Here is a 15,683-nt window from a genome sequence, read left to right on the forward strand (position 1 = left end):
GGCAAGGTCCGGATTGGGGAGATTTTGCTGGGAAATGACGGTTTCCGCACTCGGCCGCTGGCCGACTACGCCCGCGCCCGCTCGTTGCGGACGGAGAGCAGTTCCACGGGGCGGTCGGGGATGACGATCCGGAAGGTGGCGCCGATGGTGCCTTCGACCAGATGGATGTCGCCGCCATGGGCGCGGACCAGCTCGGCGGCGATGGCAAGGCCGAGGCCGCTGCCGCCGGGGCGGCCGGAGGTCTGGAACGCCTCGAACAGGTGATCGCGGGTCTTCTGGGGCACGCCGGGGCCGGTGTCGGAAACCTCGATGATGGCGACCGCGCCCTCGCGTTTTCCCGTGATCCGGATCTGCTGCGCGCCGCCCTCGGCGGACGCATGGCTTTCCAACGCCTGGGCGGCGTTGCGGACGAGGTTGAGCAGCACGCGAAACAGCTGGTCGGGATCGGCGTCGACCGCGAGCCCGCGCTCGATTGCGGCGACCCAGGCGATCGAGGCGTCGCTGGCCAGGCCCGCGGTCTCGCGCACCTCCAGCACCACCGGCTCGATCATGATCATGCGCCGGTCGGGCGCGGCTTCCTGGGCGCGGCCGTAGGACAAGGTCGACTGGCAGAAGGCGATGGCGCGCTCGAGCGAGCGCACGAGTTTTGGCGCGAAGCGCTGCACCCGCGGATCCGGCACGCTGGCAAGCTGGTCCGACAGGAGTTGTGCCGAGGCCAGCAGATTGCGCAAATCGTGATTGATCTTGGAGACGGCGAGGCCGAGGGCGGCGAGCCGGCTCTTCTGATGCAGCATCGACATCAGGTCGCGCTGCATGTCCGACAATTCGCGCTCGGCAACGCCGATCTCGTCGCTGCGCTGGCTCGGCACGATGATCCCCGCCGAACTCTCGGGATTTTCGTGGAAGCCGACCAGGCTCGCGGTCAGCCGCCGCATCGGACGCACGAAGAGATAATGCATGGCGAGATAGACGAGGCCCGCGGTCAGCACCGCGATGATCAGCGCGACCACCACGACGTTACGGGAGAAGCGGTACATCGACTGCCGCAGCGGCAGCTCGTCGGTGACGATCTCCATGAACTGGGCGTTGCCGACGCCGGGCCCGACGATCCGGATGGCCTGGTTGCCGGTCTCCAGCATCATCCGGAACGAGCCGGTGATCGCCTCCCACGCCGTCATGTCGCGCAGGTCGATGTCGTGCTCGATGGCGGCCGGCAGATTGTCGCTGGCGAGCAGACGGCGCTGCTGGCCCATCTTGATGGCGACGGCGCGCGCATTGATGCTTTTCAGGATCTCGCGCGACAGCGAATCCGGGACCATGCCGAGCGGCGCCGCATCGAGCACCAGCGCCGCCGTGTTGGCCGCGGCGACGCGGTCGTTGAGCCGGTTGACCCAGAAGTTGGCGATGGCCGGCACGTAGAGCAGGATGGCCGCGATCATCACCAGGGGAACGGTGAGCAGCAGCAGCTTGCCGGACAGCCCAAGCCCGCGCGTCCCCCGCGGCAGCGCCGCCGGCGGGTCCCGCTGATCCACATCCTGGACCGGCTGGAGGTCTGTCGCTGCCACGAAATTCGCCCTCGCTGCCTTTGCCGGATGAAAGATGTCGCCGGGTGAAGGGTGTTGGCGCGTATGAAGATGCGGCCCGCCCCCAGCGCGGTCAAATTACAGATCGTCAATCTGCCAAGGTCGGATGTAAGCGCAGATCTGGCGAGTCGCTACCTCAAGGGTTAAAAACCCCGCACGGACAGCGATATTCGCCGGAATTGAGCTCTTGTGCGGCGTTGACGAAAAGAAGGCGCTCGCATATAAGCCGGCCAATTGTCCGCGATGACCCGGTGTGACCGCCGGGAGCGGCTCTCTTGGGGCCGAAAAAGGCTCGTTTTGGGCAGCATCTTCCGGACTTTATCATCAATTCTACAGGCAAATTGCCCGGTCAGCGGAGAAAAACCCGTGAAGCGGACTTATCAACCCAGCAAACTGGTGCGCAAGCGCCGTCACGGCTTCCGTGCCCGTCTCGCCACGGCCGGCGGCCGCAAGGTGCTCGCCGCCCGCCGCGCCCGCGGCCGCAAGCGTCTGAGCGCCTGAGCCGGACCCCCTTTTTGGGATTTCATCATGGATCGGCTGAGGCAGCGAGCGGATTTCCTCGCCGTTGCCAATGGCGCGCGGGTGAATAGTTCCGCGTTCGTCCTGCAAAGCCTTGACCGCCGAAGCCTTGACCGCCAAAACCTTGGCCGAGACGACAGCGGCCCGATCCGGATCGGCTTCACCGTCACCAAAAAGAACGGCAACGCCCCCCAGCGCAATCGCATCCGGCGCCGGCTTCGCGAACTGGTGAAGCGGCTCGATCCGGTGTCGATGCAGCCCCATCATGATTATGTGCTGGTCGGCCGAAGGGACGCGCTCTCGCGCGACTTCGCCACCATGCTCGACGATCTGCGCATAGCGTTCGCGAAGCCCGCGCGGCATACGCACAAGGGACGCGGCTCAAAAAGCAGCCCAACAACCGACTCAAGAACCGACGGCTTAAAGCCCGGCCCCGCTCCTGCGACCAGCCGCAAACCGGATTGATGACGAGAGAATGATGACCGACAACCGCAATACCATCCTCGCCGTCATTCTGTCGGGCTTCGTGCTGATCGCCTGGCAATATTTCTACAACATGCCGGCGATGGAGAAGCAGCGCGCCCAACAACAGGCGCAGGCCGAGCTGCAGAAGACCACGCCGCAGCCGACGGCGTCCGCGACGCCGGGCGCCACGCCGCAGGCCGGCAGCACGGCCCAACCGGCGACGCCGAGCACGAACCAGCAAGCCCAGCCGGTCGTTGCGCGCGACGTTGCGATTGCCGCCAGCCCGCGCGTGAAGATCGAGACGCCGCGAATCGCAGGCAGCATCTCGCTGAAGGGCGGACGCATCGACGATGTCGCGCTGGTGCAATTCCGCGAAACGGTCGATCCGAAGTCACCGCCGATCGTTCTGTATTCGCCCTCGGGGACCGCGGAGCCCTATTATGCCGAGTTCGGCTGGGTGCCGGCGACGGGCGTGACGGCGAAACTGCCGGACGCGCAGACCGTCTGGCAGCAGGACGGCAGCGGCAGCCTGACGCCGACAACGCCGGTGGTGCTGAAATGGGACAATGGCGAAGGCCTCAGCTTCCGCCGCACCATCGCGGTCGACGACCACTACCTCTTCACCGTGAAGGACGAGGTGAGCAATGTCGGCAACGCGCCGGTCACGCTCTATCCGTTCGCGCTGATCTCGCGCCACGGCACGCCGCAGGTCTCCGGCTACTACATCCTGCATGAAGGCCTGATCGGCTATCTCGATGGCTTGCAGGAATACGCCTACAAGAAAATCGACGAAGCCAGGACGGTGAACTTCAAGGCCACCAATGGCTGGCTCGGCATGACCGACAAATACTGGGCCTCGGCGCTGCTGCCGGACACCAGCGCGCAGATTCAGGCGCGCTTCTCGTCGAACCCGAGCGGCAACGTCCACACCTACCAGACCGACTATCTGCTCGATCCCGTCACCGTCGCGATCGGCGGCTCCGCGACCGCGAACGCGCGGCTGTTCGCCGGCGCCAAGGAAGCCAGCGTCGTCGGCATCAACTTCCCGCTCGCCGGCCATGGCGGCTACAACAAGGAACTCGGCCTCAACCATTTCGATCTGTTGATCGACTGGGGCTGGTTCTACTTCATCACCAAGCCGATGTTCCTCGGCCTCGACTTCTTCTACCGCTTCTTCGGCAATTTCGGCATCTCGATCCTGCTCGTGACCGTGATCGTGAAGCTCCTGTTCTTCCCGCTGGCGAACAAGTCCTACGCCTCGATGGCGAAGATGAAGTCGGTCCAACCGCAGCTTCAGGCGCTGAAGGAGCGTTACCCTGACGACAAGGTGAAGCAGCAGCAGGAGATGATGGAGATCTACCGCAAGGAGAAGATCAATCCGGTCGCCGGCTGTCTTCCCGTGGTGATCCAGATCCCGGTGTTCTTCTCGCTGTACAAGGTGCTGTTCGTCACCATCGAGATGCGGCACGCGCCGTTCTTCGGCTGGATCAAGGATCTTTCCGCGCCGGACCCGACCAACCTGTTCACTCTGTTCGGGTTGATCCCGTTCGATCCGACCACGATCCCGGTGTTCGGCCACTACCTGGCGCTCGGCATCTGGCCGATCATCATGGGCATCACGATGTGGTTCCAGATGAAGCTGAATCCGACGCCGCCGGATCCGACCCAGCAGATGATCTTCAACTGGATGCCGCTGATCTTCACCTTCATGCTGGCGGGCTTCCCGGCAGGCCTCGTGATCTACTGGGCCTGGAACAACACGCTATCGGTGCTGCAGCAGAGCTTCATCATGCGCCGCAATGGCGTGAAGGTGGAGTTATTCGATAATCTCAAGGCGACGTTCGCGAAGAAGGCGACGTAGCCACAGTTATTGCGAGCGCTTCGCTTCCGCCTTCGCTCTTCGAGCTACGGCGGACAAGTCGCTCGCAATGACGAGGTAAACCAACTGAAAGCCTTCGCATGACCGACGACGAAGATGCGAAGCTGATCGAGGTCGGGCGAAAACTGTTCACCCGCGACTGGCAGTTCATCTGGGCCTCGCCCTCGACTGAAACGCTGCCGCCGATGGCGGGGCTGGAGATCGCCTTTGCCGGCCGCTCCAATGTCGGCAAGTCCAGCCTGATCAACGCGCTGACGGGCCGCAACGCGCTGGCGCGCACCTCGCATACGCCGGGCCGCACCCAGGAGCTGATCTTCTTCGAGGTCCCCGGGAAAAGTGACCTGCGGCTGGTCGACATGCCCGGCTATGGCTATGCCAAGGCGCCGAAGAGCCAAGTCGCGTCCTGGACCGAGCTGATCCACAAATTCCTGCTCGGACGCGCCAGCCTCGCGCGCGTCTACGTGCTGGTCGACGCGCGGCACGGCCTCAAGGACGTCGATCTCGAAGTCCTGAAGACACTCGATCGCTCCGCGGTCAGCTACCAGATCGTGCTGACCAAGACCGACCAGATCAAGGCCACCGAGCTTCAATCGCGCATCGTCGAGACCGAGGCTGCGCTCGCCAAGCGTCCGGCCGCGTTCCCGAACGTGCTCGCGACCTCGTCGCGGAGCGCAACCGGTATGGCCGAGCTGCGCGCCGCGATCGCAAAGCTGCTGGAAGAGCGGACCTCGTGACGGCGGCATTCCGCCTGCTGATCGGGGTTGCCGGTGTGATGGGCGCCGCCGGCGTCGCGCTGGCCGCGGCTTCCGCGCATGGCGGCGATGCGAGCCGGCTCGCCGCCGCAAGCGCCATGCTGCTGTTTCATGCAACCGCCATACTCGCGGCCGTCGCCCTGCTCGGGCGTGGCCTTCTGCACGACGGAATTGGCATCGTCGCCGCGTCCGGCTTCGCAGCCGGCGCCGCGCTGTTCGCGGGCGACCTCACCTTGCGGCAATATGCCGGCCATTCGCTGTTTCCCTATGCGGCGCCGACGGGTGGATCGGTGATGATCTTGAGCTGGCTGGCGGTGACGCTCGCGGCGGCGGTGGTGAGGAAATAATCACTCTTCTTCCTTCTCCCCTTGCGGGAGAGGGGAAGAACATCGCTTTGCGCCCCGCCCGCCAATCGGATAGAACGCGGCCCGAGTATCCCGCCAGCGAGATCCGCCTCATGACCGAAATCTCCCCGCTCGACCAGGCCCGCATCCTGTCCGAAGCGCTGCCGCACATGCAGCAGTATGACGAGGAAACCATCGTCATCAAGTATGGCGGCCATGCCATGGGCGACGAGGAGACCGCGAAAAATTTTGCCCGCGACATCGTGCTGCTCGAGCAGACCGCGATCAATCCGGTGGTGGTGCATGGCGGCGGCCCGCAGATCGCGACCATGCTCAAGCGCCTCGGCATCGTCTCGGAATTCGCAGCCGGCCTGCGCATCACCGATGCCGCCACCATCGAGATCGTCGAGATGGTGCTCGCCGGCTCCGTCAACAAGCAGATCGTCGGCTACATCAACGAGGCCGGCGGCAAGGCGGTGGGGCTGTCCGGCAAGGACGCCAATATGGTGAAGGCGTCCAAGACGACGCGCACCATCATGGATCCGGACTCGCACATCGAGAAGGCGGTCGATCTCGGCTTCGTCGGCGATCCCGAGAAGGTCGACCTCACGCTGCTCAACCAGCTGATCGGCTACGAGCTGATCCCCGTGCTCGCGCCGCTCGCGACCTCGAAAGAGGGCCAGACGCTGAACGTCAACGCCGATACTTTTGCCGGCGCCGTGGCCGGCGCGCTGAAGGCAAAGCGGCTGCTGCTGCTCACCGACGTGCCGGGCGTGCTCGACAAATCCAAGAAGCTGATCCCGCAGCTCTCGGTCAAGGATGCGCGAAAGCTGATCGCCGACGGCACCATTTCCGGCGGCATGATCCCGAAGGTCGAGACCTGCATCTACGCGCTCGAACAGGGCGTGGAGGGTGTCGTCATCATCGACGGCAAGATGCAGCACGCGGTCTTGCTCGAGCTCTTCACCAACACCGGCACGGGCACGCTGATCCACAAGTGAGAGAAGAGAAAACGAGAGACGCCGTCATGGCCGGGCCTGTCCCGGCCATCCACGACCTTTCGTCCCGCGCCAAGAACGTGGATGCCCGGGACAAGCCCGGGCATGACGAGTTGAGGACTCGGCGGCCTCGCCGCTCCGTCCTGACGCGCTTCCTGATGGCGCTCCCTGCTGCAGCCATCTCGTTCGTGTTCTCCTCCGCACCGGCTTTCGCCGACCTGAAAATCTGCAATCGCATGTCCTATGTCGTCGAGGCCGCGATCGGCATCGACGACAAGGCGGCGACCGCGACGCGCGGCTGGTTCAGGATCGACCCCGCTACCTGCCGCGTGGTGGTGCAGGGCACGCTCTCCGCCGACCGCATCCTGCTCAACGCCCGCGCGCTCGGCGTCTACGGCGCATCCCCGATCCCGCAGAACGGCAGCGACACGCTGTGCGTCGCGCAAGACAATTTCGTCATCGCGGCCGCGCGGCAGTGCCGCAGCGGCCAGACCCAGGCCGCCTTCACCCAGATCACGCCGACGCAAGGCGCGGACGGCAATTTCGTCGCCTATCTCGCCGAGGACTCCGAATATGACGACGAGCAGGCTCGCCTTGCCGGCATCCAGCGGCTTTTGGTGATCGCAGGTTATGACGCCGCGCCAATCGACGGCGTCGACGGGCCGAAGACGCAAGGCGCGCTGGCCGCTTTCCTGAAGAGCCGCGGATTGTCGTCCGACATCCTGTCGTCGCCGAACTTCTTCAAGACCATGGTCGATGCCGTGCAGACGCCGTCTGCGACCGGCCTCACCTGGTGCAACGACACCACGCACAAGGTGATGGCGGCGGTCGCCACCGACGACGGCAAGTCGGTGACCAGCCGCGGCTGGTATCGCATCGACCCCAAGACCTGCCTGCACCCTGACGTAAGCGGCCAGCCGAAGCAGATCTTCAGCTTCGCGGAAGCCATCGACGCCGACAACCGAATCGTCAAGCTGAAGGACAAGCCGCTGAACTGGGGCGGCGACAGGCAGCTTTGCACGCGCGAGACCAAGTTCGAGACCAACGAGCAGACCGACTGCGGCGCGCGCGGCTTCGCGGCGACGGGATTTGGCGCGGTGGACATGTCGAGCGGCGGCAAGACGCTGCGCTTTGCGATGCCGTGACGGGTGGTGTTGTGATCAGGACGCGCACTCCGCTGTCGTCCTGGCGAAGGCCAGGAGCCATGACCGCAGGATTAGGTTTGGCAGAGAACGACGACCAGAGTGCCCCAATGATCCGTCACGGCGTAGGGGTCCTGGCTTTCGCCAGGACGACGATTGAGGGTGGAGCGCCGCCGCGGTCAACGGATAGAGAGTGAAAATGAAATCTCCTCGCGCCTTCGGCCATGTCGACACCTGGGTGTTCGACCTCGACAACACGCTCTATCCGCACCACGTCAATCTGTGGCAGCAGGTCGATGCACGGATCACCGAGTTCGTTTGCAACTGGCTGAATCTGACAGCGGTGGAAGCGCGCAAGATCCAGAAGGATTATTACCAGCGTTTCGGCACCACCATGCGCGGCATGATGACCCTGCATGGCGTCCGCGCCGACGACTATCTCGCCTACGTCCACAAGATCGATCACTCGCCGCTGGAGCCGAACCCGGCACTCGGCGAGGCCATTGCAAAACTGCCGGGGCGAAAGCTGATCCTGACCAACGGCTCGGTCGATCATGTCGATGCGGTGCTGGCGCGGCTCGGCTTTGCCACGCATTTCGACGGCGCGTTCGACATCATCGCCGCCGAGTTCGAGCCGAAGCCGGCGCCGCAGACCTACCGCAAGTTTCTCGCCGACCATTCGGTCGATCCGACCCGCGCCGCGATGTTCGAGGACCTCGCCCGCAACCTCACCGTCCCGCACGAACTCGGAATGACGACGGTGCTGGTGGTGCCGGATGGGACGAAAGAGGTCGTGCGTGAGGACTGGGAGCTGGCGGGCCGTGATGCCGCCCATGTCGACCATGTCACGGATGATCTCGCGGGGTTCTTGGGAAGGCTGTCCCAACCAAGGTAGCCGTCATACCCCGCGAAGGCGGGGTATCCAGTAATCGCCGCCGTCTCGAGTCATCACGACCGCCGCGGCGTACTGGATCACCCGCTTTCGCGGGTGATGACACCGAACCAAGCTTGACTCCGTCCCCCCAAATCCCGAAAAAGCGCTCCAAATCACCGCAAATTCCCGCCTGCCTGTGAGGAAATCCCGATGTCCCTGTCCGCCCTCGAATCCACCATCAACGGCGCCTTCGAGGCGCGCGACGGCGTTTCGACCTCGACCAAGGGCGAGGTTCGCGAGGCAGTGGATCACGCGCTGGAGATTCTGGACAAGGGCGAGGCCCGCGTTGCCGAGCGCGGGGCCGACGGCAAGTGGAAGGTCAATCAGTGGCTGAAGAAGGCGGTGCTGCTCTCGTTCCGCCTCAACGACATGGGCGCCATTCCCGGCGGCCCCGGCAAGGCGACCTGGTGGGACAAGGTGCCCTCCAAGTTCGACGGCTGGGGCGAGAACCGCTTTCGCGACGCCGGTTTCCGCGCCGTCCCCGGCGCCATCGTGCGCCGCTCGGCCTTCATTGCGCGCAACGTCGTGCTGATGCCGTCCTTCGTCAATCTCGGCGCCTATGTCGATGAATCCACCATGATCGACACCTGGTCGACCGTCGGCTCCTGCGCGCAGATCGGCAAGCGCGTGCACATCTCCGGCGGCGTCGGTATCGGCGGCGTGCTCGAGCCGCTGCAGGCCGAGCCTGTGATCATCGAGGACGATTGCTTCATCGGCGCGCGCTCCGAGGTCGCCGAGGGCGTGATCGTGCGCAAGGGCGCGGTGCTGTCGATGGGCGTATTCCTGGGTGCGTCGACCAAGATCGTCGACCGCGACACCGGCGAGGTCTTTATCGGCGAAGTGCCCGAGTATTCGGTCGTCGTTCCCGGCGCGCTGCCCGGCAAGCCCATGAAGAACGGCCAGATCGGCCCGAGCACCGCCTGCGCCGTCATCGTCAAGCGCGTCGACGAGCGCACGCGCTCCAAGACCAGCATCAACGAGCTGCTGCGGGATTAGGGACTAACTATCTCACCGTCACCCTGAGGTGCTCGCCTCTTCGGCGAGCCTCGAAGGGCGACGGCCCGGCTGCTGGCAGCATCGTGGCCGCTCATCCTTCGAGGCTCCCCCTGCGGTGCTCTGCACCGCAGGCCTCGCACCTCAGGATGACGGGTCTGGCAGCGGCATCGAACCCACCCTCCCCCAATCTCGACCAACATCCGGGCGACCTCTCCCGCCCGGAGCCTTTGGCATGGACTGGACCTGGTATCTCTTCCGTTTCGACGGCCGCATCAATCGCGCACTGCTGTGGCAGGCGCTGCTGATCGTCATGGTGTTGGCGGCCCTGCTTGGGATGATCGACCAGGCCATCAAGGTGCTGAACGGGGCCGCAACTTTCGTTTTCAACCTCAAGGTCGACTTCGATTTCGGTGTCGATGACATCTTCAACGTGGTCGATCCCAGGGCCTACCGTCTGCTGGCTACGACCGATCGCGCGACCCTCATCCTCAAGGTGCTCGGCAGCTCGCTATTCCTGTGGATCTACCTCGCAACAGCGACCAAGCGGCTGCACGATCGCGACCGGAGCGGCTGGTGGCTGGTTCCCTTTTTCGTCGTGCCCGCGTTGTTCGACCAATTCTCAGACCTGCTACCCACCGAATCAAACTGGGTTCTTGCCCTCGCCTGGGCCGTGCACATTCCGTGGTTTTGGGGCCTCGTGGAAATGTTCATTGTGCCAGGCACCTCCGGCGACAACCGGTTCGGCCCTGATCCACTGGCCGACGTTGAAGGTGGCTCCGCGCCCGCCTCGCCTGCGGCGAACAGCTGGGACCAGCAGAGCGAGATCGAATTTGTCCCGCCCAGTGCTAGCCCACCCGGCGGCATGCATGTTAAGCGGAGCGTATGACCGATGCTCTCTCGATCGCCCGCGATCTCATCCGCTGCCCCTCGGTAACTCCGGCCGATGCCGGTGCGCTGGGCGTGCTCGAACAAGCTCTCACCGTGGCCGGCTTCACATGCCACCGCGTCACCTTCAGCGAGCCTGGCACCGCCGACGTCGACAATCTCTATGCGCGGATCGGCACTGACGGGCCGCACATCACTTTTGCCGGCCACACCGACGTGGTGCCGCCTGGCGACGAGAGCGCCTGGAGCGTCGGCGCGTTCTCGGGCGAGGTGAAGGACGGCTTTCTGCATGGCCGCGGCGCGGTCGACATGAAGGGCGGCATCGCTTGCTCGGTCGCCGCGGTGCTGGAGCATCTTGCCGCCAACGACGGCAAGCCGCGCGCCGATGTCAAAGGCTCGATCTCCTTTCTGATCACCGGCGACGAGGAAGACGTCTCCATCAACGGCACCATCAAGCTGTTGAAGTGGGCGGCCGAGCGCGGCGAGAAATTCGATCATTGCGTGCTCGGCGAGCCCTCCAATGTCGAGACCCTCGGCGACACCATCAAGGTCGGCCGCCGCGGCTCGCAATCCGGCACGCTGTATGTCGACGGCGTGCAGGGCCACGTCGCCTATCCGCACCGCGCCGCCAATCCGGTGCCTGACATCGCGCGGCTGATCGTGGCGATCTCCGACGAGCCGCTCGACCATGGCAGCGCGCAGTTCCAGGCTTCCAATCTCGAATTCACCTCGGTCGACGTCGGCAACACCGCCAATAACGTCATCCCAGGCCAAGCCCGCGCAAAATTCAACATCCGCTACAACGACAACCACACCCAGGCGAGCCTGCGCGAGCTGGTCGAGACGCGGCTGACAAAAGCCTGCGGCAACCGCATCCGCGCCCGCATCGTCTGGGAGCCCTCGAACTCGAATGTGTTCGTGACCAAGCCTGGCCCGTTCACCGAACTCGCGGTGTCCGCGATCGAGGAAGTGACGGGCCGCAAGCCGGAGCTGTCGACCTCAGGCGGCACCTCGGATGCACGCTTCATCTCGAGCTATTGCCCGGTGATCGAGTTCGGCCTGGTCGGCCAGACCATGCACCAGGTCGACGAGCGCGTGCCGGTCAGGGACCTGGAGCAGTTGACGAAAGTGTATCGCGGGATTTTGGCGAGGTATTTTGGGTAGGCCACGACTGCCGCGCCATTCTCCGCTGTCATCGTCCGCGAAGGCGGACGATCCAATATTCCAGAGACAGCGCTGATTGAGCCGAGACGCCGCGGCGTACTGGATGCCCCGCCTGCGCGGGGCATGACACCGGTGGGGAGGCGAGAACTCCCCGCTCCTAATAATCCACCTGCATCAGATACAGCCCGTCCGGCGGGGCGACGATGCCGCAGGCGGCGCGGTTGCGCGCGGCGAGCGCTGCGGAGAGATCGTCGGCCGTCCAGCGGCCTTCGCCGACCCACATCAGCGACCCCACCATCGAGCGCACCTGGCTGTGCAGGAACGAGCGCGCCGAGGTGAGAATCGTGATCTCGCGCCCGTCGCGCAACACGTCGAGCTGATCGAGCGTCTTCTCCGGCGACCTGGCCTGGCACTCGGTGTCGCGGAAGGTGGTGAAATCGTGCTTGCCGAGCAGGCGTTGCGCCGCCGCATGCATCGCATCGGCGTCGAGCCGGCGCGGCACGCGCCAGGCGTGGCCGGCATCGAGCGCGAGATTGGCGCGGGTGTTGACGATGCGATAGCGATAGTGGCGCTTCACGGCCGAGAAGCGCGCCTCGAAAGTCTCCGGCACGATCTCGGCTTCGAGCACGGCGATAGGATGCGGGCGCAGATGCGCGTTCAACCCGTCGCGAAAACGGCCCTGCGGAAACTGCTTGTCGATATCGACATGCGCGACCTGGCCGCGCGCATGCACCCCGGCATCGGTGCGCCCGGCGCCGTGCACGCGCGCATCCGCGCCGGTCATCGCCTTGACGGCAGCCTCCAGCGCACCTTGCACCGAGGGCAGCGTCTCCTGCACCTGCCAGCCGAAGAACGGCGCGCCGTCATACTCGATGATGAGCTTGTAGCGGGGCATCAGGCCAGCCGCATCGGCGGCTTCACGGGCGTGCCGAGCAAGAAATCCTCCGCAAGCATCCGCGTTTTGCCCTCGCGCTGCAATTCGGTGATCCGAATTGAGCGACTTCCACAAGCGACCTGAAGTCTGTCATCGAGTAGCGTCCCAGGTTCCCCGGAACGCTGGGTAGTCACACATCGCAATACTTTGACTCGGACAGGCCTGCCATCGATTGGCATTTCACACCACGCTCCCGGAAATGGGGAGAGACCATGAATGTGGTGCAGAACATCGATGGCGGGCTTGGTCCAGTCGATGCGCGCTTCGGCCTTGTCGATTTTGGCGGCGTAGGTGACTTTGGCTTCGTCGTTTTGCGGAGCAAGCTGAAGCTTCTTGTCGCGACGTAGTCGGTCGATTGCTAACGCCATAAGATTCGCACCAAGGCGCATCAACTCGTCGTGCAGATCACCAGCAGTCGTGGAATTCTTGATTTCGACTACGGTCGTCGCCTTGATTGTGGCAACATCTCCCGTATCAAGACCGACATCCATTTTCATTACTTTGACGCCGCTCGTTTTATCGCCGGCCATGATCGCGCGGTTGATGGGAGCAGCACCGCGCCAGCGCGGCAGCAGCGAGGCGTGCAGATTGTAGCAGCCGAGCTTTGGCGCATCGAGGATCGCCTGCGGCAGGATCATGCCATAGGCAACGACGACGGCCGCATCGGCGTCGAAGGCGCGAAATTCTGCCAGCGCCTCCGGCGTTTTCAAAGTCTTCGGCGTCAGCACGGGCACGCCGAGCTTTCGCGCGGCCTCTTCCACCGGGGTCGGCTGCAATTGCAGCCCGCGCCGGCCGCCGGGCTTCGGCGCGCGCGTATACACGGCCGCGATCTCGTGGCCATGCGCGACCAGTTCGAGCAGCGTCGGCACGGAGAAATCGGGCGTGCCCATGAAGATCAGGCGGAGGGGCATGTGGCGGCGCTCGGTAAGGCTTGTTTCTCCGTCATGCCCGGGCTTGTCCCGGGCATCCACGGTCTTGGCGAGAAAGCAAGCAAGGCGTGGATGGCCGGGTCAAGCCCGGCCATGACGGCGAGAGACTCACTCCGCGCGCTTGGCGGCTTTCTCGAACTTCTTCAGCACGCGGTCGCGCTTGAGCTTTGACAGATAGTCGACGAACAGCACGCCGTTGAGATGGTCGATCTCGTGCTGGATGCAGGTGGCGTAGAGACCTTCGGCGTCCTCCTCGTGCAGCTTGCCGTCGAGATCGGTGTAGCGCACCCGCACCTTCGCGGGGCGCTCGACCTCCTCGTAATATTCGGGGATCGACAGGCAGCCTTCCTCGTAAACCGACAGGTCCTCGGAGGAGGCGATGATTTCCGGATTGATGAAGACGCGCGGCTCGGGCTTGGTCTCGCCGTCCTGGTCGGGCTTGGCAAGGTCCATGGTGATCAACCGCAACGGCTGCGCGACCTGGATCGCCGCGAGCCCGATCCCGGGCGCGTCGTACATGGTCTCGAACATGTCGTCGGCAAGCTTGCGGATCTCCGGCGTGACCTTCTCGATCGGCTTGGAGACCAGACGCAGCTGCTTGTCGGGCAGGATGATGATTTCTCTGAGGGCCATGGCCGCGATTTAAGCCGCGCGTTCGATGCGGTCAATCCGGCCGGGAACCCCGTTAACCCTCCGCTAACCATAAAACTTCGCCTTTCGTTAACCATAAATGTTGGCAGGGCATTTGCCATAAATGTTCGCTATTCGTTCGTGTCAGCGCGCGAATCGGCTAGAAGCAGGGCATGAACGAGATCATTTTCATGCTCGGCGACTGGCCGGTGCGCACCGTGGACGCGCTGATCGGCTTTGGCGCCCTGGTCCTCATCCTGATGGTGGTGATTGCGGTCGTGATCGCACGCTCCGGGCGGCGGGGGGCGGAACTCGCGATGGCCAACGCGATCCGCGCCGACGAGCTCGAGGAGCGCATCAGCCAGATGCTGCATGCCCAGAGCGAGGCTTCGGGCCGCGTCGACGCCATGACCCAGACGCTGGCCGGCCGCCAGGCCGACATGGCACGCGCGGTCAACGAGCGGCTGGATTCGGTGACCCACCGGGTCGGCCAGTCCATGGAGCACACCACCCGCAACACCATGGAGAGCCTGCGCGCGCTGCACGAGCGGCTCGGCATCATCGACAGCGCGCACAAGAACCTCACCGACCTCACGACGCAGGTGACGACCCTGCGCGACGTGCTCGCCAACAAGCAGTCGCGCGGCGCCTTCGGTCAGGCGCGGATGGAGGCGATCGTCCAGGACGGTCTGCCGAAGGGCGCCTACGAGTTCCAGTTCACGCTCTCGACCGGCAAGCGTCCGGACTGCGTCGTGTTCCTGCCCGACCAGCGGCCACTCTGCATCGATGCGAAATTTCCGCTGGAAGCGATGACCGCGCTGCATGACGCGCGCAGCGACGAGGAGAAGCGGATCGCCACGCAGCGGCTGCGCGGCGACGTGATGAAGCATGTCAGCGACATTGCGGAAAAATATCTCGTCGCCGGCGAGACCCAGGACATGGCGCTGATGTTCGTGCCATCGGAATCGGTCTACGCCGAAATCCACGACGGTTTCGACGACGTGATTCAGAAGGCGTATCGCGCCCGTGTCGTGCTGGTGTCGCCCTCGCTGTTGATGCTGGCGATCCAGGTGATGCAGCAGATCATGAAGGACGCGCGTATGCGCGACGCTGCCGACCAGATCCAGACCGAGGTGATCAAGCTCGGCGACGATCTCGGCCGCCTGCGCGACCGCGTGCTGAAATTGCAGAAGCACTTTGCCGACGCCAACGAAGACGTCCGCCAGATCCTGATCTCCGCCGACAAGATCGAGAAGCGCGCGGGCCGGATCGAGGAGCTCGATTTCAGCAAGAGCGATGCGCCCGAAGCCCCACATCTCGTGGCGACCGGCGCTGCCGAACTGTTCCCGCGGAAGCTCCAGGCGGGGGAGTAGAATATAGAACACACTGTCGTGGGGGGGGGGGGGGGGGGGGGGCCGGCGGCCGCCGGGGGGGGGGGGGGGGGGGGGTTGGTGGGGGGGGGGGGAAAAAAGGGGGGCGGGGGGGGGGGGGGGGGGGGGGGGGGGGGGGGGGGGGGGGGGGGGGGGGGG

At 64.7% G+C, this 15,683-nt stretch carries 16 protein-coding genes; 12 read left to right on the top strand and 4 right to left on the bottom strand.

Annotated features, from left to right (window positions below):
* Positions 1-65: 65 nt before the first annotated feature.
* Positions 66-1,565 carry an ATP-binding protein gene (locus AC0L21_RS25290; RefSeq protein ID WP_473264451.1) on the bottom strand — a complete coding sequence of 500 codons (1,500 nt, stop codon included), beginning with the start codon at positions 1,563-1,565 and terminating at the stop codon, positions 66-68.
* Between the two features lie 384 nt (positions 1,566-1,949).
* Here AC0L21_RS25290 and rpmH point away from each other — a divergent pair, with 384 nt between their 5' ends.
* The 11 genes from rpmH to dapE all read left to right on the top strand — a co-directional run bounded on the left by rpmH (position 1,950) and on the right by dapE (position 11,661).
* On the top strand, positions 1,950-2,084 hold the full coding sequence (rpmH, locus tag AC0L21_RS25295; protein ID WP_008542748.1) for a 50S ribosomal protein L34: 135 nt from the start codon (positions 1,950-1,952) through the stop codon (positions 2,082-2,084).
* Between the two features lie 27 nt (positions 2,085-2,111).
* Positions 2,112-2,567 (top strand): ribonuclease P protein component, encoded by a 456-nt coding sequence (gene rnpA / locus AC0L21_RS25300; protein WP_473264452.1) that lies wholly within the window; start codon positions 2,112-2,114, stop codon positions 2,565-2,567.
* Between the two features lie 13 nt (positions 2,568-2,580).
* Positions 2,581-4,428, top strand: a complete 1,848-nt coding sequence (gene yidC / locus AC0L21_RS25305) for a membrane protein insertase YidC (RefSeq protein WP_473264453.1) — start codon at positions 2,581-2,583, stop codon at positions 4,426-4,428.
* Positions 4,429-4,526: 98 nt separating this feature from the next.
* Positions 4,527-5,180: a ribosome biogenesis GTP-binding protein YihA/YsxC gene (gene yihA / locus AC0L21_RS25310; RefSeq protein ID WP_473264454.1), complete on the top strand. Its 654-nt coding sequence runs from the start codon at positions 4,527-4,529 to the stop codon at positions 5,178-5,180.
* Between the two features lie 38 nt (positions 5,181-5,218).
* The gene (locus AC0L21_RS25315; protein ID WP_473264493.1) at positions 5,219-5,545 is read left to right on the top strand and encodes a DUF423 domain-containing protein; all 327 of its coding nucleotides are present in this window, start codon (positions 5,219-5,221) and stop codon (positions 5,543-5,545) included.
* 110 nt (positions 5,546-5,655) lie between these two features.
* Positions 5,656-6,543, top strand: coding sequence for an acetylglutamate kinase (gene argB / locus AC0L21_RS25320; protein WP_007597683.1), 888 nt, complete (start codon positions 5,656-5,658; stop codon positions 6,541-6,543).
* A gap of 155 nt (positions 6,544-6,698) precedes the next feature.
* A complete protein-coding gene (locus AC0L21_RS25325; protein WP_473264495.1) occupies positions 6,699-7,685 on the top strand; it encodes a DUF1036 domain-containing protein in 987 nt (328 codons plus the stop codon).
* Positions 7,686-7,881: 196 nt separating this feature from the next.
* Positions 7,882-8,577, top strand: a complete 696-nt coding sequence (locus AC0L21_RS25330; RefSeq protein ID WP_473264455.1) for a pyrimidine 5'-nucleotidase — start codon at positions 7,882-7,884, stop codon at positions 8,575-8,577.
* Positions 8,578-8,766: 189 nt separating this feature from the next.
* Positions 8,767-9,612 carry a 2,3,4,5-tetrahydropyridine-2,6-dicarboxylate N-succinyltransferase gene (gene dapD, locus AC0L21_RS25335; protein WP_473264456.1) on the top strand — a complete coding sequence of 282 codons (846 nt, stop codon included), beginning with the start codon at positions 8,767-8,769 and terminating at the stop codon, positions 9,610-9,612.
* Between the two features lie 232 nt (positions 9,613-9,844).
* Positions 9,845-10,498, top strand: a complete 654-nt coding sequence (locus tag AC0L21_RS25340; protein ID WP_473264457.1) for a DUF805 domain-containing protein — start codon at positions 9,845-9,847, stop codon at positions 10,496-10,498.
* Positions 10,495-11,661, top strand: coding sequence for a succinyl-diaminopimelate desuccinylase (gene dapE / locus AC0L21_RS25345; RefSeq protein ID WP_473264458.1), 1,167 nt, complete (start codon positions 10,495-10,497; stop codon positions 11,659-11,661). Before AC0L21_RS25340 ends, dapE begins: the two co-directional genes overlap by 4 nt.
* A 157-nt stretch (positions 11,662-11,818) precedes the next feature.
* On the opposite strand, the gene truA is transcribed toward dapE, so the two are convergent.
* The 3 genes from truA to def form a co-directional block, all read right to left on the bottom strand.
* Entirely contained in the window at positions 11,819-12,556 is a 738-nt protein-coding gene (gene truA / locus AC0L21_RS25350) for a tRNA pseudouridine(38-40) synthase TruA (protein WP_473264459.1), read from the bottom strand.
* Positions 12,556-13,506 (bottom strand): methionyl-tRNA formyltransferase, encoded by a 951-nt coding sequence (gene fmt, locus AC0L21_RS25355; protein ID WP_473264461.1) that lies wholly within the window; start codon positions 13,504-13,506, stop codon positions 12,556-12,558. Before fmt ends, truA begins: the two co-directional genes overlap by 1 nt.
* Positions 13,507-13,632: 126 nt before the next feature.
* Positions 13,633-14,157, bottom strand: coding sequence for a peptide deformylase (gene def / locus AC0L21_RS25360; protein WP_473264462.1), 525 nt, complete (start codon positions 14,155-14,157; stop codon positions 13,633-13,635).
* A 170-nt stretch (positions 14,158-14,327) separates the two neighbouring features.
* Between def and AC0L21_RS25365 the strand changes: the two genes are divergently transcribed.
* Positions 14,328-15,527 (top strand): DNA recombination protein RmuC, encoded by a 1,200-nt coding sequence (locus AC0L21_RS25365; RefSeq protein ID WP_473264463.1) that lies wholly within the window; start codon positions 14,328-14,330, stop codon positions 15,525-15,527.
* Positions 15,528-15,683 lie beyond the last annotated feature (156 nt).

This window comes from Bradyrhizobium sp. WSM4873 (assembly GCF_055811355.1).